The following is an 18,108-nucleotide window of genomic DNA, read 5'->3' as shown; positions in this document are numbered from 1 at the left end:
GTCACCCGCTGAACGAACGAACGGCGCGAGCAATCCCGCCGCTTCTGCCCGGAAACTTTTGGTCGGAACTAGAACCAGCGATCGCGGCGCTGGTCTGTGGCGGCCAAGGCGAGGCCCAGTAGCGCCCCTACGGCCGCTCCGAGTATGAATGCGGACGATACTGTGCCGGGATTCTCCTGGACGACCCCGGAAACCGTCTGCGCCCTGTTGCGCAGGGCTTGCGCCGTCCGGGACGCGCGGTCAGCAGCGCTGTCATACCAGTCGCCGGCCTCTTCGATCGCCTCTTCCGCGCGTTCGGCCAAGGTCCGATTGATCTTGTTGATCTCACGCCTCAGCTGCGCGACCTGCTTCTCCAGGGCTTCCTGAGCTTCACGTTGAGTCATCTTGGGTGCTGCGGATTCGTTTGGTTCGTCGGCCATGGTAATCTCCTTTGCGGAAGGCTCGGCTCAACGGTCGGCCCACTGTGCAGGTTCCTCGGCAAAACGATTCTGTCCGGTGTTTGTTCGGTGAGAACCCGGGATTTGTTCGGCATGTGTGCGAATTCGGCATCAAAATCGGATCGTTCCGGCGCTCCCCGCGTTGGTGAAACGCCACAAGGGAGGAACCGCCATGGATGACGATCGGCATGAAAAAATTCGGCAGCGAGCCTATGAAATCTGGGTGCGCGAGGGCCGCCCGCACGGCGAACATGAGCGTCATTGGCAGCAGGCGAAGCGAGAGCTTGACCTCGACGACGCGGATCGCGGTCCGGCTGGAGTGATCGCCAGTTCCGACGTTCTGACGGTCGAGGCACTGGCGATGCGCACCGGGATAACCGGTGATCAGGCGCAAGAGCTGATCGACAGGCTCGGCAACGACAGAGCCGCACTCGAAGAAGCCGCGCGGAACCTCAAGGCAGCCGAAAGTTAAACCTGTTTGAGCAGGGAATCTCCAGCGTGCCTGTGGCGTGATTCATCGCACGCTCTAGCGGCGCTCGACACCCTTTGCCGCCAGGATGTCATCAACGGCTGCCGACATCAGAAATTCCGACAGCTGCTCGGCAGCTTCTGCGTTCGTTGAACCGGCACTGATGCCAATGGCGAAGTCGACGTAACTTTGGAGTTCTGCCGGAAACTGACCGACAAGCATGACCTCGGGAGCGGCCGCGAGAATCGAAGTCACGGGAACGACCCCCAACTCGGCTTCCCCACGGCCCACGGCCGGCGCTGTCTGCCCTCCTGGTATGGCCACCAGCTTGGGCTTCACCTCGTCCGCTATCCCCAAGCGTTCCAGCAAACCGGAGAAGTAGCCACCGCTGGTTCCTTCACTGGCGTAGGCGATCGATCTGGCGCTCTTCAACGCGTGTTCGAATGCTTGCACGGACCCAATGTCGAGCGGTCGACTGCCTGACTTGGCCGCCACTCCCATTGCTATCCGGCCGAACGCTACCTGGCTTCCCGCCTTGACCTTTCCCAAGGCGGTCAGATCCTGAACCAGGTTCGGATTGGTGATGACGATGTCAAAAACTTCCCCAGCTTCAATCTGCTTCTTTACTGCTGGATTGAGCTCCCACCTGACCGCAACTGTGAACCCCGTGGCCGTTTCGAACTGGGATATGAGAGCAAGGACGGCGGGGCGGACCGCGATAGCGCCAAAAAGCCGGATTTCCTGATTCACCGCCTAACCCCGAATCGGTCGAAACGACCTTCTTGCGATACGCATTCGGCCTTCATTCCCGGCCATTCCATGCTCAGCGTGCCGGAAGCAATCGCCATTCGGCGACCGGATGCCGGAGTCGCCTACTTCCGTGGCGGCCCCTTGCGCTCGGCCGACGCCGCCCAGAGATTGATGTCCGACTCGCGGGCAAAGGTGTCGATCTCGGCGAGCTCGGCATCGCTGAAGTCGAGCGTCTCAAGCGCGCCGACGCAATCCACGACCTGTTCCGGCCGGCTGGCGCCGATCAGCGCCGACGTCACCCTGCCCCGGCGCAACACCCAGGCCAGCGCCATCTGCGCCAGCGTCTGGCCGCGGCGACGGGCGATGACGTTCAGCGCCTCGATATTGGCGATCGATTTGTCGTTGATGAATGCCGGGCGCAGCGACTTGCCCTGGCTGGCGCGGCTGCCATCGGGGATGCCGCCGAGATATTTGTCGGTCAGCATGCCTTGTGCCAGCGGCGAGAACACGATGGAACCGACGCCAAGCCCCTCGAGCGTATCGAGCAGGCCGTCGTCCTCGACCCAGCGGTTAAGCATCGAATAGCTCGGCTGATGGATCACGCAAGGCGTGCCGAGCTGCTTCAAAATGTCGGCGGCTTCGCGGGTGCGCTGTGAATTATAGGAGGAAATGCCGGCATAGAGCGCCTTGCCCGAGCGCACCGCGTGATCGAGCGCGCCCATCGTCTCTTCCAGAGGGGTGTCGGGGTCGAAGCGATGGGAATAGAAGATATCGACATAGTCGAGCCCCATCCGCTTCAGGCTCTGGTCGAGGCTGGCCAGCACATATTTGCGGCCGCCCCATTCGCCGTAAGGTCCTGCCCACATTTCGTAGCCGGCTTTGGTCGAGATGATCAGCTCGTCGCGATAACCGGCAAAGTCCGTCCGCAGGATCTCGCCAAAGGCCCGCTCCGCCGAGCCGGGCGGCGGGCCGTAATTGTTGGCGAGGTCGAAATGCGTGATGCCGAGATCGAAGGCCTTGCGCGTGATCGCCTGCTTGGTTCTATGCGGCGTGTCGTCGCCGAAATTGTGCCACAGCCCGAGCGAGATCGCCGGCAGCTTCAGGCCGGACCGCCCGCAGCGATTGTAGACCATCTTTTCGTAGCGGTTCTCGGCGGGAACATAGGGCATGGGAAATCCTCATATCGAAACGAGCCCGACGGCTGTCGCCGCGACGCACGGCAGCCGAGCCTTCCGCACCTTTAGCCTCTCCCCGCGCAAACGGGGAGAGGCTTTTACGGTGCTTGGGAGATGCGCCGCCTACTTCGTTTTCTTCTTCGCCAGCAGCTCCTTCGCTGCCTTGACGCCGAGTGCCGCGGGCCGCTCGCAGCTGGTCTGCATGGCGACGAACTTTCCGGTCTCGCCAGAACGCAACAGGCCGGTCATGACATCGACGGCATGCAGCGCCAGTTCCATCGAGCAGCGGTGCGGCCGGCCTTCGGTAATCGCGATCGCCATGTCGGCAAGGCCGGCGGTGCGGTAGTTGGCCATCATGCCATGCGAATGCATCTCGTTGGGCACGCCGAACGGATGCCGCCATTTCGGCAGCTTCTTCACCGGCTTGGCGGCCTCGGTGTAGCGCACCTCGCCGCCGAAGAAATTCGGATCCGGCACGAACACCGTGCCTGCCTCGCCATAGAGCTCCATCGGCGCGTGGCCATGGCTCCAGACATCCCAGCTGGTGTTGAGCGTCACCACGGCGCCGTTCTCGAATTCCAGCACGCCATGGATCGTCGTCGGCGTGGAGACCGGGATCTTTTCGCCGGCGCGCGGCTTCGAGCTGATGATGCGTTCCGTCATCGGGATCGAAGCAAAAGCCGCGACCTGCTTCACCGGCCCGATCAGCTGGATCAGGTTGGTGATGTAATACGGTCCGATATCGAGCACCGGCCCGGCGCCCGGCTGGAAGAAGAAGTCCGGATTGGGGTGCCAATGTTCCATCCCATGGCTCATCACATGACAGGTGCCGCTGGTGATCCTGCCGAGCCTGCCGGTGTCGATCAGGTCGCGGACAAGCTGGTGCGCGCCGCCGAGGAAGGTGTCGGGCGCCGAACCGATGCGCAGCCCCTTGCTTTCGGCCCGTTTCTTCAGGTCGAGCCCTTCCTTGACCGAGAGCACGAAGGGCTTCTCCGAATAAACATGCTTGCCGGCGTCGAGAATCTGCTTCGACACCTCGTAATGCACCGCCGGAATGGTCAGGTTGACGATGATGTCGATATCGTCGGCCTTGAGTAGCCCCTCGACGGTCTCGGCGCGCAGCTTGAACTCTTTTGCCCGCGCTTTCGCCGCTTCCATGTTGATGTCGGCGCAGGCGCGCATCTCGATGCCGCGGAACAGCGGCGCCAGCGAGAAATACGCCTTCGAGATGTTGCCGCAGCCGATGACGCCGATGCCAAGTTTTGTTGCCATGCTGGTGTGCTCCTAATAGGTCTTGGCGGCTGCGATCGAGCGGCGGGCGAAGCGCTCGATGTCGTTGGGGTTGTCCTGTTCCATGACGTAGTATTTTGCAGCGCTTTTGGCGCGCAGCGCCTTGATCAGGCCGGGCCAGTCGATGGTGCCGTGGCCGACGTCGGACCAGCCGTCCTCGTCGAGGCCCTCGCCCGCCTTGGCCATGTCCTTGACGTGGACGGCGACGATGCGCTTGCCGTGCTTCTCGATCCAGGGCAGCGGATCGACGCCGCCGCGCACCACCCAGGCGACATCCATCTCCCAGCCGATGTCGGGCGCGGAGGAAAGGATGTGGTCTTGCGGCACCGAGCCGTCGGCGAGCGCCTTGAACTCGAAATCATGGTTGTGCCAGGCAAAGCCATAGCCGGCTTTCTTGGCCGTCTCGCCGACCTTGGCCAGGCGTTCGCCGAAGCCGCGCCAGCCGGCTGTGTCAGCCGGCCTGAACTCGGCGTTCAGGAACGGGCAGATGAGCAGCGTGATGCCGAGCGCGTCGGCCGTCCTGCGCACGCCGTCGAAATCCTTCTCAAGCGCGTCGATCGAGAAGTGCCCGGTCGGCATGGCAAGGCCGTTCTTGTCGAGTTCGGCACGGAATGCCTTGGGATCGTCATAGACACCACCGAACCCTTCGACTTGGCTGTAGCCAAGCTCGCCCAGCATCTTGAGCACGCCCTCCCAGGGCTGGAAATTGCGGGCACTGTAAAGTTGGAATGACCAGTTCATCGTGTCTGTCCGTTTTCTTGTGGATGGTTAGTCTTGGGGGGATGAGTCTTGGGGGGAATGGAAGAGTCTTGGGTGGCTAGATCTGCTCTAGAGGCGGTTACCTGTGGCGGCGTCGAACAGCGAGGCGCGCATCGGATCAAAACCGATGCCGACCGCCTCGGCGTTGTTTGGCGTGCGCTCGGCTGTCACCCGTACCGTGAAATTCTGGCCGCCGAGCTTCAGCCAGACCAGCGTGTCGGAACCCATGGGCTCGACGACCTCGACACTTGCCGTGGCTGCGAATGGCCATCCCGTGCCGCTGTTGAACGCGACGTGCTCGGGGCGGATGCCGAACACGGCCGGCCCCGGCACCGGGTCCTTCTCGAAAGCATAGGTGGCAAGCGGAATCCGTACATCCTCGGCGACGAAGTGCCAGTCGCCGTCCGCCTGCTCCAGCCTGCCGTCGAGGAAGTTCATCGCCGGCGAGCCGAGGAAGCCGGCGACAAACCGGTTGACCGGCCGGTTATAGATGGTCTGCGGTGCATCGAGCTGCTGGATGACGCCGCCCTTCATCACCGCGATGCGGTCGGCCAGCGTCATCGCCTCGATCTGGTCGTGGGTGACGTAGATCATGGTGTTCTCGAGCTTGCGATGCAGCAGCTTTATCTCGACGCGCAATTCCGCGCGCAGCTTGGCGTCGAGGTTGGAGAGCGGCTCGTCGAACAGAAAGACATCGACGTCACGCACAAGTGCGCGCCCGATCGCCACGCGCTGGCGCTGGCCACCGGACAGAGCCGCCGGCTTGCGATGCAAAAGCGGCTCGATCTGCAGGATCTCGGCGGCCCGGGCGATGCGCTTGGCGATCTCGTCCTTGGCGAGGCCGGCAACGCGCAGCCCAAACGACAGGTTCTTCTCCACCGTCATCTGCGGATAGAGCGCGTAGGACTGGAACACCATGCCGATGCCGCGATCCTTGGGCTCTTCCCAGGTGACGTTCTTGCCCTTGATGAAGATGCGGCCTTCGGAAACGTCCAGCAGCCCGGCAATGCAGTTGAGCAGGGTCGACTTGCCGCAGCCGGACGGGCCGAGCAGCACGATGAACTCGCCTTCTGCGACATCGAGGTTGAGCGTCTGCAGCACCGATATCGCGCCGAAATTCAGCGACAGGTTCTGGATCGAGACGCTGGTGCCGTTTGCCCCGCTGCTGCCGTTTACCTCAACACTGCCGTTTGCGTTCATCGCCATCATCCTTTCACCGCGCCGGCGGCGATGCCGCGCACAAACAATTTTCCGGACAGGAAATAGACGATCAGCGGCACCAGGCCGGTCAGGATGGTGGCTGCCATGTTGACGTTGTATTCCTTCACGCCTTGCACCGAGTTGACGATGTTGTTGAGCTGCACCGTCATCGGATAGGTGTCGGGGCGGGTGTAGACGACGCCGAACAGGAAGTCGTTCCAGATGCCGGTCACCTGCAGGATGATGGCGACGACGAAGATCGGCAGCGACATCGGCAGCATGATGCGGAAATAGATGCCCCAGAAGCCGGCGCCGTCGACACGCGCTGCCCGGAACAGCTCCTCCGGCATGGAGGTAAAATAGTTGCGGAACAAAAGTGTGAGGATCGGCATGCCGAAGATGGAATGGACGATCACCAGGCCGCTGAGGCTGCCGTAGAGGCCAACCTCGCGCAGGATGATGACGATCGGGTAGATCATCACCTGATAGGGGATGAAGGCGCCGACGATCAGGATGATGAAGAAAGTGTCGGCCCCTTTGAAGCGCCAATTGGCCAGCGCATAGCCGTTCACCGAGGCGAGCGCGATCGACAGGATCACCGACGGGATGGTGATGCGCACCGAATTCCAGAAACCACGCGACAGCCCGTCGCAGTTGAGCCCGGTGCAGGCGCTCGACCAGGCCTTGACCCAGGGCTCGAAGGTGATCTCCATCGGCGGCGAGAAGATGTTGCCGAGACGTATCTCGGGCATGCCTTTGAGCGATGTCACCACCATCACGTAGAGCGGCAAAAGATAGTAGAGCGCCACCACGATCAGCGTGCCGTAGAGGAAGATGTTGCGGCGCGAGAACGTGTGGCGCGGCTTCGGTCCGCTCGGCCCGTAGGCTTCGAGCCCGCCGGCGCCGCCAATGGCAGGCAATGAGACGGCATGGTCAGACACGCTTCTTGCCTCCGAACTCGAGATAGGCCCACGGCACGATGACGATGATCACCGACAGCAGCATCATCGTCGAAGCGGCGAACCCTTGGCCGAGGTTCTGGGCGAAGAACATGTAATCATAGACATATTTGGCCGGGACTTCGGAGGCGATACCGGGCCCGCCGCTGGTCTGGGCGACGACAAGGTCGTAGACGCGAACAATGTTGGAGGCGACGATGACCAGCGTGGTGATGAAGACCGGCCGCATCATCGGTATGATGATGAACAGATAGGTCTTCCAGGTCGGTATCCCGTCGACCCGCGCGGCCTTCCAGATATCCTCGTCGATGCCGCGCAGGCCGGCCAGCATCAGGCACATTATCAGCCCGGTGCCTTGCCAGAGAGCGGCGATCAATATGCCGTAGATGACGATGCTGGAATCATAGAGCGGATTGAAGCTGAAGCTCGTCCAGCCGAGGCTGCGCACCACTGCCTGGACACCGAACTCGGGGTTGAGCAGCCATTGCCAGACGAGACCGGTGACGATGAAGGACAGGGCGAAGGGATAGAGGAAAATGGTCCGGAATGTGTCCTCGAACCGGATCTTCTGGTCGAGCAGGGCAGCAAGCAGGAAACCGATTACCAGCGAGAACACCAGCGACAGCACGCCGTAGATCAGCAGGTTCTCGATCGAGATCAGCCAGCGCGGCGTCGCCCACAGCCGGTAATACTGGTCGAGACCGACGAAGTGCAGCCGCGGCAGCAACTTGGAATTGGTGAAGGAATAGAACACCGTCCAGACGGTGCCGCCAACAAAGATCACCAGCGCGGTGAAGATCATTGGGATCGAGGCGATTTTCGCATTGAGGTTGCGAAAGAGTTGGCTGGGGCGTTCGCTCTTGCTCATCTGCACAGCCGCGCTGGATCGGGTAAGGGCGGGAGGGTCAAGAGGTCTTGACCCGAGCTCCCGACCCTGCGCTCGCAGGGGCGGGAGTGAGGCGCTTGATCGATCGCTCAATCGGCCGAACCGACGATGGCGGCGAAGCGCTTCTGCGCATCTTCCACGGTCATGTCCTGCTTGGCGAAGAACTCGGAGAACAGATCCTCCTTTTGCTTCTGCGTATCCTGCGAAAGCAACTGGTCCGTCCAAGGCATGACATTGCCCTTGGCGAGGATTTCGAGGCCCTTCTTCATGCAGTCGTTCGCCGCCTTGAGGTCGACGTCGCCGCGCACCGGCAGCGAACCCTTCTTGAGATTGAAGGCGACCTGCGTCTTGGGATCAAGCAGCGTGTGGGCCAGCACTTCCTGCGCCTTCGATTTTTCGGGATCCTTCAGCAGCGGGAAGTAAAAAGCGTCGCCGCCGGTGGCGATCATCTCGTTGAGGCCGAGGCCCGGAAGGCAAGTATAGTCCTTGCCGGCGGTCTGGCCGGCAACCTGGAACTCGCCCTGCGCCCAGTCACCCATGATCTGGCCGCCGGCCTTGCCGGTGATGACCAGGTTGGTGGCCTGGTTCCAGTCCTGCACATTGGTGTTCTTCGCCATCTTGCGGGCGTCGTCCGCGGCCTTGAAGACCTTGGCGACTTCGGGCCCGGCGGCGAATTCCGCGTCCTTGTCCTTATAGACCTTGAGGAAGGCATCGGTGCCGCCGACCGCCGCGAGCAGCACGTCGAAAGCGCCGGAGGCCTGCCAGGGCTGGCCGCCGACCGCGAGCGGCTGGATGCCTGCTTTTTCAAGCGCGGGCGCCGCAGCGACATATTCATTCCAGTTCTTCGGCACCGGCACGCCGGCTTTTTCGAAGGCGGCGTTCGACAGCCACAGCCACTGCCAGGAGTGGATATTGACCGGCACGCAATAGATTTTGCCATCGAGGGTACAGCCGTCGAGCAGGCTCTTCGGCTGCACGATTTCCGTCCACTTTTCCTTGGTGGCGAGATCGGTGAGGTCGCGCATCAGCCCGGCCTGCACCAATTCTTCCGCCTGCCGGCCGTGATTGAACTGGGTCGCGCCCATCGGGTCGCCGCCGGTGATGCGGCTGATCATGATCGGCCGCGCTGTGCCGCCGGAGCCGGCGATGGCGCCGTCAACCCAGTGATTGCCGGTTGCGTCGAAAGCCTTGGCGAGTTCGGCGACCGCTGCCGCCTCGCCGCCGGAGGTCCACCAATGGGTGACTTCCAGATCCGTCGCGGCCGCCGGGCCGGCGAATTGCAGCGCGGTCGTCAATGCCAGCGCAGCAGTCATGAGTTGGTATCGCATTTCGTTCCTCCCAGAATCTGAAACGTTACAGATTTTGGATACGGCAATTGCGTCGGACGCGCAACCCCTCAGGCAAATCCGGCGCCAAATTTTTTCGAAGCGCGAATAAAATCACCTGGCCCGTCGAGCTACCGCATCGCAACAAGAGAGGTTGCACTGCAAAAAATTGATGCTGCGACGCCAGAAACCCGGAAAAGCCCGTTTCAATCGTTCTTTTTTGCGCCGACCGGAGTACCGCTCGTTTTGCGCCTGTCACCAGTGATATCGCGACGGCAGTGACAATCTGTAACGTTTCAGTATATAGCGGTCTCATTCGGTGAAGACCCGCGGCGTACCCGCGGCCCGCCGATTGCCGGCCTGCCCGGCAACTGCTATGCGCCTGACGGGGCGGGACGAATGAACAGGCATCAAAAAGAGAAGGCCGACGAAGCGTCGGGGCAGGGCCGGCCGACACTGAAGACGCTCGCCTTCATGACCGGGCTGGGCGTCACCACCGTGTCGCGCGCGCTGAAGGACGCGCCCGAGATCGGCGCCGAGACCAGGCGTCGCGTCCAGCTTGTCGCCAAACAAATCGGCTATCGGCCCAACCGTGCCGGCGTCCGCCTGCGCACCGGCAAGACCAATGTCATCAGCCTGGTGCTCAACACCGAGCACGAGATCATGAGCTTTGTCTCGGACATCATCTACGGTGTTTCGGAAGTCATTGCCGATACGCCCTATCACTTGATCGTGACGCCCTATTCACGCTCGCAGGATCCGCTCGACCCGATCCGTTACCTCGTGGAAACCGGTTCAGCCGACGGCGTCATCATTTCGCGCACGCAGCCGAACGACCCGCGGGCGCGTTATATGCTGGAGCGCGGCATCCCCTTTGCTACGCATGGCCGCACCGACATGGGGCTGATCCATCCCTACCATGATTTCGACAATTACGCTTTCGCAGCCGAGGCAGTGCGCCATCTGGCCGGCATCGGCCGCCGCCGGCTGGCACTGCTGGCGCCGCCGGTCGAGCTGACCTATCACGGCCACACGCTCGCCGGCTTTGCCGATGCGCTGAGCGAGGTCGGCGCCAGCGAGATCCCGTTCAACACCGTTTCGATCGACCATTCGATCGAGCAGATCAGAATGCGGACGGCGCAGCTGATGCGCCGCGATGTCAGGCCGGACGGTTTCATCAGCAGCGCCGCCGCCGCGACGCTCGCCATCGTCGCCGGCATCGAAGACGCCGGCCTCAAGCTCGGCCGCGATGTCGATGTAGTGTCCAAACAATCGTCGGAGCTTCTGCACCTGTTTCGCAGCGAATTGCTGGTCGTCAACGAGAACTTCCGGCTGGCCGGCGCCGAGCTCGCCCGCTCGGTTCTGGGCTGGATCGGCGGCGCCGCACCCGGCACCCTGCAAAGCCTGAGCGAACCGGGCGAAGTCCAGGCCTATCGCCGCCCCGACTAGGGCGGGATACGTTCAAATTGAACTGGGCTCCATCTATTTGTCTTAGCCGCATTTCTGCGACGCCAAGTGATTCCACTTGGCTGGAAAATGTGCGCTGCTGACTGGCAGCCTTGGGGCCGGTAGTTGACCGGCAGCTTCGAGGATCGGATCTTAAGAAGCGGACCTTCAGGAACCCGCGGCGCTCGAGACGGTTCGCGAAACGGGCGATCCGCAGATGCTTTTTCGTGTTATGATGCGGTTACAACACGCGTAGTCTCGACCTCGGCAATCTGGCAGGGGCCGGAAAGCTATATGTTGCCCGGCGCAGGAAAGTTTTGCGCCCGTCCGGCATCGAACTGTGTTCTCGATCTTGCTATGTCCGAGCAAAGTCTGAATCGCTCGTAGATTGCCGGTCGCCTTGTATATGAGCGACGCTTTCGTCCTGCGCAGCGAGTGAGTGCCGTAGTCCTCAGGTGTCAGCCCAATCGCGGTCCCCCACTCGTCGACCAGCCGCGCGTACTGACGCGTGCTCAGGTGACAGGCGTCACCCCCGCACAGTGGCGCGAGCAGAACACCGAGAGATTGGCGGCCATCGCAAGTTTTCTGTCGCATCCTGTAAGTGAATGCGACAGGAGGCGTGCCTAAATCCGCCGATGAATGGCAGGGACGGCCTGACCCTCACCCCGGCCGAAAGCATTGAAAGGAACAAGTCATGCCCACCACCAAGCGCCGCGCACTGATCCTCATCTCGTCCGGCCGCCAGCTGCCGCTGGCCGAACCGGCCGACGTCAAGTCGATCTCGACCGGGTTCTTCCTGGTCGAGATGGCTCAAGTGCTCAAGGAGTTCGAGAACGACTACGAGTTCACCTTCGCTACCCCCGACGGCAACGCCCCTCAACTCGACATCAACGGCATGGCCCTGTCCGTGCAATCCATCGAGAAGACCGGCGCCATGACCATCCCCCTCCGTATGCAGCAGCGCCGCCGCTCGTTCGACGTCAACAGCTTCCGGCAGCGCCACCCCGCGTTGGTCGCCCGCCGCGAGCAGGAAGTTCAGCTGCTGGAGCGGCACATCGGCCGGATCCCGGTCTCCGAACTATTGCCTAACAGCGAGCCGGAGCTCGCCGAGTACTGCCCCGAACTGGTTCGCCGCCTCGCAAAGCTGCCCGAGGGCACCTTCCACTCGCTACAGGAACTCGTCCAGCGTCACCGCGACTCGGCCGACCCGTTCACTTTCGCCGACTTTGACTTCATCCACACCCCCGGCGGTCACGCCCCCATGGTCGACTTCCGTGACAACCCGTGGCTCGGCGAAACCCTCCACATAGCCCGGGAGAACAGCGTCATCATCTCGCTGATCTGCCACGCGCCTGTGGCGGTGACCTCCACCCGGCAGCGCATCGACGCTCAGGGCCACCCCTACCTCGTCAGCGACAACCCGTTCCTCGCCGCCACCATCTCGACCGTCCCCACGATCGGCGAGCTGTTCGCGCTGCGGTTCCTCTACCCACGCGTCCCCGGCAAAAAGACCCGAACCTCCTACTTCGTCGACGCGGCCATCAAGGAAGCTGGCTTCACACTCGCGACCTCCCTCAACATCGCCGCCCCGCTACTGGCCTACGAGCCGTCCGTGCGGCTGCTCACCGGCAACGGCCCGCAGGCCATCGACCAGCAGGCCGCTAAGCTGCGCAGTGTCCTCACCAGCACTCACGCCCCCCGACGCGCTAGCGCCACGCAGTTGAGCATGCAACCGTTACGGTCCACCCTGCCGGTCACACAGTGGACGACCCGGTAGGGCAGATGGATGACTGGATCGGTGGCGGATTCGGGTACGCTGTGATCGAACTGGGGCCGGGCTAGACGACGATAGGACAGCGGCGCTCATATGCCGCCATTACGGGTGAGTGAAAGACTGCCATGACACGGCTACCAATCGACAGATGCAAAGTCCCACAGGCCTTTTGGCGCGCTGTAGAGCGGGCTGGCATCTCACCAGCGGCATTGTTGAGGCAAGCTCGGTTGCCTGCGACCCTCCACATTTCCGAAGACGCTTGGGTCAATACCGCCCAATACTTCGAACTCTGGCAAGCACTGGAGGAGCTGTCGGGCGACCCTGCGATCGGGCTGCATATCACAGTCGCGGCAGATACATCGGTCCATCCCCTCGCGACCATGTCGGCCTTCTTCGCCAAGGATTTCCGTGACGGCCTCAACCGTCTTGCCAGGTTCAAGCGGCTTTGCACCCCGGAAGAGCTGCACGTGATAGAACGTGATGGTGAGGCTTTTGTCAGCTTCGACTGGATCCACGCCGTTGGCACGGAGCCTGACGTAGCGGTCGATGTGACGTTTGCAGCAATCCTTGAACTGGGACGACGCGGAACAGGTCGTCACATCGTCCCGCTGCGAGTGGACATGACCCGAAAAGGCCCGACGACCCGAGCGCACAAGGAGTACCTCGGAGCGCCAATAACCTTCGGGGCGCCCAAGAACCAGCTGGTGCTGCGTGCCGATGATCTGGATCGACCGTTCGCTGGGCACAACCCCGAGCTGCTCGCCATCCTTACACCGGCACTGTTGGCCTCGCTCGACGAGATCGATGCGCAAAGCTCGTTGCCAGAACAAGTGAAGATTGTCCTGAAGCGGCGGTTGGCCAGCGGCAAGCCCGAACTATCGGACGTGGCCAACGTCCTGGGGATGAGCGAACGCACGCTGCAGCGCCGTATTTCGGAATCTGGGACAAGTTTCAGGCTGCTACTGGAGGCTTCCCGCCAGGAACTCGGTCGCGAAATGCTGGCCAGCGGCGCGAACGCGGCTGATGAGATTGCCTATCTATTAGGGTATCAGGATACCAGCTCGTTCTATCGCGCCTTCCGCGAATGGGAAGGTGTCACCCCCGCACGGTGGCGCGAGCAGAACACCGAGGCCTCTCGCCTAAACTAGAGATTGGCGCCCATCGCCAGTTTTCTGTCGCAACCTGCAAATGAATTCGACAGGGGGCCTGCCTACCTCAAGAGAAGTGCCCAATGGCACGCAACCATGAGGTAGATCGATGTCGAAAGTCTGGTTCATTACAGGCGCCAACCGTGGCTTTGGTCGAGTGTGGGCGGAAGCCGCACTCAAGCGCGGCGACAGGGTTGCCGCGACGAGCCGGCAGCCTGAGGCCTTGCAGGATCTCGTCACTCAATTCCGCGATGCGGTCCTGCCCCTGCGGCTGGATGTGACCGATCGCGCCGCCGCAATTGCCGCTGTCGGACAGGCTGCCAAAACATTTGGTGGTCTCGACGTTGTCGTCAACAATGCGGGCTACGGCCTTTTCGGTGCGGTCGAAGAAGTCACGGAGCAGCAGGTGCGCGATCAGCTCGAAGTGAATTTCTTCGGTGTGCTGAACGTCACGCAGGCTGTCTTGCCCATCCTGCGCAAGCAGGGGCATGGCCATATCATCCAGGTGTCCAGCATCGGTGGCCTGATGTCCTACCCCAATCTGGGGGCCTATCACGCCTCCAAGTGGGCGGTCGAAGGCCTCACCGAGTCGCTGGCGCAGGAGGTTGCCCCGTTCGGCATCAAAGTGACCTTGGTGGAACCGGGCGGCTATGCCACCGACTGGGGCAGGGGCTCGGCCGTCCACGCCAACCCGGCGCCGCAGTATGACCCTCTGCGCCGTGGCCAGGCAGACATCTGGGCCAACCTGCCCGCGGAGTTCATTGGCGAACCGACGGCGACGGGTCCGGCGATCCTGCAGGTCGTCGATGCCGCCGAGCCCCCGACCCGGATCTTTTTCGGGCTCACCCCAACCAAGACCATCGTGGATATCTACGCCAAGCGCCTCCAGACCTGGAAGGATTGGGAGGCGGTTTCGATAGCGGCGAACGGCCACTGAGGCAGCAGCCTGCGGGGCCTGCCGATTGACGGCCCCGCGCAGGTCAAACGACCGCCACTGACCGCTTCCAATCGGGCATTGAGGTAGCTCCAACGTTCGCCTCCGCTTCGTTTCGTCCTGCGCGGGTCACGCTTTTTTCGTGGTCGGATAGCGGCGCGCGCCGAAGCTGCCACAAGCATTGGTCGGATCGGCTCGGGGTGCCTTGCTTTTGGACGCGCTATGATGCGCAGCAGACAGTTGCGGCGTTGCCCCGGCGAAAGAACGGCAGCTATTGGGAAGTCGCCGAGGCGGCTTGGGCGGCCGAAATAGGGCGCTAACCCGCCGCTCCACTCCCCCACGGGCCATGAAACGCGCCCTGCCCATCGATGCGCTCGAAGCCGTGCGCGCCGAAGAAATCGCGCTGCGCCTGGATCAGGTTCGAAGTGCCGCGGCCCTGCCGGTAACTGTCGAAATAGGCAAGTGCCGATGACAGGGCCGGCACCGGCGAGCCGGCTTCGGCTGCCCTTGCCACGACACGGCGAAGCGACGGATGTGCCTCCTGCATCAATGAAACGAAAGCCGGCGCCATCAACAGGTTGGTGGCTGCGCCGCCGGCGCCGAAGGCCTCCGCCATTGTATCCAGCAATTGCGAGCGGATGATGCAGCCGGCCCGCCAGATCTTGGCGATGACCGGCATCGGCAGGTTCCAGTTGAATTCCTTCGACGCGCCGCTCATCACCGCGAAGCCTTGCGCGTAGGCGGCGATCTTGCCGGCAAACAGCGCCAGCTCGAGATCGCCGAGCAGCGCGTCCCTGTCCCCAGAAATCTTGCTCACGCCGCCGCCATAAACCTTTTCGGCGGCAAGCCGCTCGTCCTTGATCGACGACAGCACGCGGGCCGCCACCGCCGCTTCGATTGCGGTGGCCGGGATGCCGAGCTGCTGCGCCTCGATCACCGACCATTTGCCGGTGCCTTTCTGGCCGGCGCGGTCGAGAATGATGTCGACCACCGATTTGCCGGTCTTGGGGTCTTCGGCGGCCAGCACCTTGGCGGTGATCTCGATCAGGTACGAGTTGAGCCGGCCCGTGTTCCACTGGGAAAACACCTCAGCGATCTCTTTCGGCCCCATGCCTAGCCCGTCACGCAAGATGCCGTAGATCTCGGCGATCATCTGCATATCGGCATATTCGATGCCGTTGTGGATGGTCTTGACGAAATGGCCGGCGCCGTCGGTGCCAAGCCACGCCGCGCAAGGCTCGCCCTTGAACTTGGCCGAGATTGCGGTCAGCACTCTTTCGACGCGCCTCCAGGACTCTTCGGTGCCGCCGACCATGATCGAGGGACCGTGGCGTGCGCCCTCCTCGCCGCCGGACACGCCCATGCCGATGAAGGTCAGGCCCGAATCGGTAAGCTCCGAGAATCGCCGCATCGTATCGCGGAAATTGGCATTACCGGCGTCGATGACGATGTCGTTGGCCGACAGCACGCCGCGCAATGCCGTGATCTGCTCGTCGACCGGCTTGCCGGCCAGCACCATGATGATGATCGGCCGCGGCGGCCGGATCGCGGCGGCCAGTTCCTCGAGGCTATAGCAGGGCACCACCCTATCCCGAAGCGCGCCGGCATTTTCGACAAAGGCATCGGTGCGCGCCGCGGTGCGGTTGAAGACGGCGATGCGGTGCCCCTTCTCGGCGATATTGAGCGCCAGGTTGGAGCCCATCGTGCCAAGGCCGATCAGGCCGATTTCGGCTTTTTCCATCGTTTCTTCCCTGCTTTCGGATCTTGTTGGTTTGAGCCCGCGATTGGGTTGGATGCCCATTCTTGATGACGATGATTGACGGGCCTTCACGGCGGCGTCAACCGTCTCGCCGAATTGTGTTGCGCAGACCAGCGCCGTCTTTATGGCCGGATATCGATCGGCGCTTCGATCTTCACCATCTCGAAATCGGAAACCAGGATATCGAGCCGCGCCGTCCACCGGCCGGCGACCGGAATGACGAGATCGTCGACGCGCCAGGTACCGTCGCCAAGCCTTGTTGCCGGCCGCTTGATGGGTTCGATGCCGGAATCGGGCTTTGACAGCACCAGGGTCACCTGCTTGGCGTCGAGCGGGCCAAAATCGCCGGTCATGATGAAAATCGAAGCGGCAACAGGCCCGGCGTGGCCGGGCGCAATGCTGAGGTCGGCCATCGCTTGCTGCGTGTGGATATGCACCGACGCGGGCTGTGCCGCGGCGATCGCCAGCGCGCGCGGCGGCGGCGTGAAGCGCCAGCCGGCGGCAACGCCGAAGATCGCGACCACGATCAGCACCTCGATGCCGATCGAGCGGGCCAGTCGCCTCTGGACTTCCGTCTTTCCCGCCTCGGCGGGGACCGTAAGCTTGAAGCGGTTGACGGCAGCGAGCGTGAACAGAAAGACAAGCAGCACCAGCTTGAGCAGCAGCAGCCGGCCATAAGCGGTATGGACCAGCGCCGACGGCGTTTGCACCTGGATGACGGCGAGCACGATGCCGGCTGCCGCAAGCACGGCTACGACGAACAGGATCGCTCGCGAAAACCGACGCAGCAATGGCCCGGCTTTGGCCGGCTGCCATTTCAAGGCAAGACCGAGCGGCGCCAGCGCGCCGGCCCAGACGGCGATACCAGTGGCGTGCAGAAACACCATCGGCCGGGTCAGCCATTGCGGCTCGGCGGCGCTGGCATGCCCGCTGGCGGCAAGTGCTGCGCCGACGCCAACCAGTCCGGCCAAGGCGAGCGGCTTTGCGTCGGCGGGCGGCACGACCAGCGATAATAGGCTGAGGCCGAGCGCCATCAGCGCGATCAGCACCGTCCAGCCGAAGCTGGTGCCGAGCCCTGTCTGCCAGATGACCGGCTGCGCCAGCCGGGCAAGCGGCGCGCCAAGCGCATCCAGCCCCTGCATGCCGAGCGACAGGGGTGCGGCGGCCAGCCCGCACAGGATTGCCGCGACGATCAGGCGCTGGCCGGATCGACCGCCTTGCGCCAGCCAGGCCAGCGCAAAGGCACCGCCGACGCCGAAAAACAGGCCGATATATAGAAAAACCTTGCCGATCCAGATCGCCGTTCGAAGCCCCCGGTCGACGGCTTCGGAGGCGGCCGGCGCAGCACTCGGTGCGCCGACCGAGAACAGCACCGAGCCGCCGACCGGATGGCCGTCGGCGGAGATTACCCGCCAGCTCAGCACATGCGTGCCGGATGTCAGCGCCTGCGGATTGTCGATCTCGACGGTCTGGCCGCTGAGCCGGAAGGAGCTCAGCGGGATCGACGTGCCGTCGGGCCGCACCAGCGTCAGCACCAGCGGCGAAACCGGCTCGCTGAAGGTCAGCGACATCTGCGACGGGCTCTGCGCCAGCACCGCACCGTCAGCCGGCTCGGCCTTGATCAGCGCCGCATGGGCGAAGGCCGGAGCAGGCATGGCAATTGCGGCGAGCAGCACGATGGCGGCAAGCAGGCCAGCCACAAGCCGGCCAGAATAGTTGCCGGCCATGCAAGCTTGCCGCAGGAAGGATGCCGCGCTCATCTCACCGCCAAGAGCAGCGGCGCGCTCATCCGCCAAA

Annotated in this window: 16 protein-coding genes and 1 pseudogene; 5 read left to right on the top strand and 12 right to left on the bottom strand. The window is 62.9% G+C overall.

The genetic code is table 11. From position 1 onward, the window contains the following. Positions 1-68: 68 nt before the first annotated feature. Positions 69-419 carry a hypothetical protein gene (locus NKH01_RS07850; RefSeq protein ID WP_353019864.1) on the bottom strand — a complete coding sequence of 117 codons (351 nt, stop codon included), beginning with the start codon at positions 417-419 and terminating at the stop codon, positions 69-71. Between the two features lie 190 nt (positions 420-609). Between NKH01_RS07850 and NKH01_RS07845 the strand changes: the two genes are divergently transcribed. Then, complete coding sequence (locus tag NKH01_RS07845) at positions 610-909, top strand: DUF2934 domain-containing protein (protein WP_023721944.1); 300 nt, start codon at positions 610-612, stop codon at positions 907-909. 54 nt (positions 910-963) lie between these two features. On the opposite strand, the gene NKH01_RS07840 is transcribed toward NKH01_RS07845, so the two are convergent. The 8 genes from NKH01_RS07840 to NKH01_RS07805 all read right to left on the bottom strand — a co-directional run bounded on the left by NKH01_RS07840 (position 964) and on the right by NKH01_RS07805 (position 9,253). After that, complete coding sequence (locus tag NKH01_RS07840; protein WP_353019862.1) at positions 964-1,656, bottom strand: molybdate ABC transporter substrate-binding protein; 693 nt, start codon at positions 1,654-1,656, stop codon at positions 964-966. Between the two features lie 122 nt (positions 1,657-1,778). Further along, the gene (gene mgrA / locus NKH01_RS07835; protein WP_353019861.1) at positions 1,779-2,825 is read right to left on the bottom strand and encodes an L-glyceraldehyde 3-phosphate reductase; all 1,047 of its coding nucleotides are present in this window, start codon (positions 2,823-2,825) and stop codon (positions 1,779-1,781) included. Between the two features lie 129 nt (positions 2,826-2,954). Then, the gene (locus NKH01_RS07830) at positions 2,955-4,103 is read right to left on the bottom strand and encodes a Gfo/Idh/MocA family protein (RefSeq protein ID WP_352816858.1); all 1,149 of its coding nucleotides are present in this window, start codon (positions 4,101-4,103) and stop codon (positions 2,955-2,957) included. A 12-nt stretch (positions 4,104-4,115) separates the two neighbouring features. Then, a complete protein-coding gene (locus tag NKH01_RS07825) occupies positions 4,116-4,862 on the bottom strand; it encodes a sugar phosphate isomerase/epimerase family protein (protein WP_352918505.1) in 747 nt (248 codons plus the stop codon). 87 nt (positions 4,863-4,949) lie between these two features. Further along, a complete protein-coding gene (locus NKH01_RS07820) occupies positions 4,950-6,080 on the bottom strand; it encodes an ABC transporter ATP-binding protein (RefSeq protein ID WP_051409752.1) in 1,131 nt (376 codons plus the stop codon). 5 nt (positions 6,081-6,085) lie between these two features. Further along, positions 6,086-7,021 carry a carbohydrate ABC transporter permease gene (locus tag NKH01_RS07815; protein WP_352483609.1) on the bottom strand — a complete coding sequence of 312 codons (936 nt, stop codon included), beginning with the start codon at positions 7,019-7,021 and terminating at the stop codon, positions 6,086-6,088. Further along, a complete protein-coding gene (locus tag NKH01_RS07810; protein ID WP_023721950.1) occupies positions 7,014-7,907 on the bottom strand; it encodes a carbohydrate ABC transporter permease in 894 nt (297 codons plus the stop codon). Before NKH01_RS07810 ends, NKH01_RS07815 begins: the two co-directional genes overlap by 8 nt. Positions 7,908-8,014: 107 nt before the next feature. After that, positions 8,015-9,253, bottom strand: coding sequence for an ABC transporter substrate-binding protein (locus tag NKH01_RS07805; RefSeq protein ID WP_031194918.1), 1,239 nt, complete (start codon positions 9,251-9,253; stop codon positions 8,015-8,017). Positions 9,254-9,649: 396 nt separating this feature from the next. Between NKH01_RS07805 and NKH01_RS07800 the strand changes: the two genes are divergently transcribed. Then, the gene (locus tag NKH01_RS07800) at positions 9,650-10,699 is read left to right on the top strand and encodes a LacI family transcriptional regulator (protein WP_353019860.1); all 1,050 of its coding nucleotides are present in this window, start codon (positions 9,650-9,652) and stop codon (positions 10,697-10,699) included. A 330-nt stretch (positions 10,700-11,029) separates the two neighbouring features. On the opposite strand, the pseudogene NKH01_RS07795 reads toward NKH01_RS07800, so the two are convergent. Further along, positions 11,030-11,215 (bottom strand): annotated as a pseudogene (locus tag NKH01_RS07795) (tyrosine-type recombinase/integrase); the annotation flags it as partial. Between the two features lie 175 nt (positions 11,216-11,390). Here NKH01_RS07795 and NKH01_RS07790 point away from each other — a divergent pair. The 3 genes from NKH01_RS07790 to NKH01_RS07780 all read left to right on the top strand — a co-directional run bounded on the left by NKH01_RS07790 (position 11,391) and on the right by NKH01_RS07780 (position 14,555). Further along, complete coding sequence (locus NKH01_RS07790) at positions 11,391-12,473, top strand: type 1 glutamine amidotransferase family protein (protein WP_352847345.1); 1,083 nt, start codon at positions 11,391-11,393, stop codon at positions 12,471-12,473. A 122-nt stretch (positions 12,474-12,595) separates the two neighbouring features. After that, on the top strand, positions 12,596-13,618 hold the full coding sequence (locus NKH01_RS07785; protein ID WP_353019858.1) for an AraC family transcriptional regulator: 1,023 nt from the start codon (positions 12,596-12,598) through the stop codon (positions 13,616-13,618). Positions 13,619-13,727: 109 nt separating this feature from the next. Beyond that, positions 13,728-14,555 carry an SDR family NAD(P)-dependent oxidoreductase gene (locus NKH01_RS07780; RefSeq protein WP_352642661.1) on the top strand — a complete coding sequence of 276 codons (828 nt, stop codon included), beginning with the start codon at positions 13,728-13,730 and terminating at the stop codon, positions 14,553-14,555. 313 nt (positions 14,556-14,868) lie between these two features. On the opposite strand, the gene gnd is transcribed toward NKH01_RS07780, so the two are convergent. Beyond that, positions 14,869-16,293: an NADP-dependent phosphogluconate dehydrogenase gene (gene gnd, locus NKH01_RS07775; protein WP_353019857.1), complete on the bottom strand. Its 1,425-nt coding sequence runs from the start codon at positions 16,291-16,293 to the stop codon at positions 14,869-14,871. A 140-nt stretch (positions 16,294-16,433) separates the two neighbouring features. Beyond that, entirely contained in the window at positions 16,434-18,071 is a 1,638-nt protein-coding gene (locus NKH01_RS07770; protein WP_353019856.1) for a copper resistance CopC/CopD family protein, read from the bottom strand. Between the last annotated feature and the right edge of the window lie 37 nt (positions 18,072-18,108).

The organism is Mesorhizobium sp. M1403, from assembly GCF_040317695.1.
Taxonomy (GTDB): Bacteria; Pseudomonadota; Alphaproteobacteria; order Rhizobiales; family Rhizobiaceae; genus Mesorhizobium.
This window is presented reverse-complemented; position numbering and strand designations above follow the sequence as displayed.

What these genes read in the sequence shown, in the direction of transcription:
- NKH01_RS07850 (WP_353019864.1), bottom strand. Translation starts at nt 419, where the DNA reads ATGGCCGACGAACCAAACGAATCCGCAGCACCCAAGATGACTCAACGT.
- NKH01_RS07845 (WP_023721944.1), top strand. Translation starts at nt 610, where the DNA reads ATGGATGACGATCGGCATGAAAAAATTCGGCAGCGAGCCTATGAAATC.
- mgrA (WP_353019861.1), bottom strand. Translation starts at nt 2,825, where the DNA reads ATGCCCTATGTTCCCGCCGAGAACCGCTACGAAAAGATGGTCTACAAT.
- NKH01_RS07830 (WP_352816858.1), bottom strand. Translation starts at nt 4,103, where the DNA reads ATGGCAACAAAACTTGGCATCGGCGTCATCGGCTGCGGCAACATCTCG.
- NKH01_RS07825 (WP_352918505.1), bottom strand. Translation starts at nt 4,862, where the DNA reads ATGAACTGGTCATTCCAACTTTACAGTGCCCGCAATTTCCAGCCCTGG.
- NKH01_RS07820 (WP_051409752.1), bottom strand. Translation starts at nt 6,080, where the DNA reads ATGAACGCAAACGGCAGTGTTGAGGTAAACGGCAGCAGCGGGGCAAAC.
- NKH01_RS07810 (WP_023721950.1), bottom strand. Translation starts at nt 7,907, where the DNA reads ATGAGCAAGAGCGAACGCCCCAGCCAACTCTTTCGCAACCTCAATGCG.
- NKH01_RS07805 (WP_031194918.1), bottom strand. Translation starts at nt 9,253, where the DNA reads ATGCGATACCAACTCATGACTGCTGCGCTGGCATTGACGACCGCGCTG.
- NKH01_RS07800 (WP_353019860.1), top strand. Translation starts at nt 9,650, where the DNA reads ATGAACAGGCATCAAAAAGAGAAGGCCGACGAAGCGTCGGGGCAGGGC.
- NKH01_RS07790 (WP_352847345.1), top strand. Translation starts at nt 11,391, where the DNA reads ATGCCCACCACCAAGCGCCGCGCACTGATCCTCATCTCGTCCGGCCGC.
- NKH01_RS07785 (WP_353019858.1), top strand. Translation starts at nt 12,596, where the DNA reads ATGACACGGCTACCAATCGACAGATGCAAAGTCCCACAGGCCTTTTGG.
- NKH01_RS07780 (WP_352642661.1), top strand. Translation starts at nt 13,728, where the DNA reads ATGTCGAAAGTCTGGTTCATTACAGGCGCCAACCGTGGCTTTGGTCGA.
- gnd (WP_353019857.1), bottom strand. Translation starts at nt 16,293, where the DNA reads ATGGAAAAAGCCGAAATCGGCCTGATCGGCCTTGGCACGATGGGCTCC.
- NKH01_RS07770 (WP_353019856.1), bottom strand. Translation starts at nt 18,071, where the DNA reads ATGAGCGCGGCATCCTTCCTGCGGCAAGCTTGCATGGCCGGCAACTAT.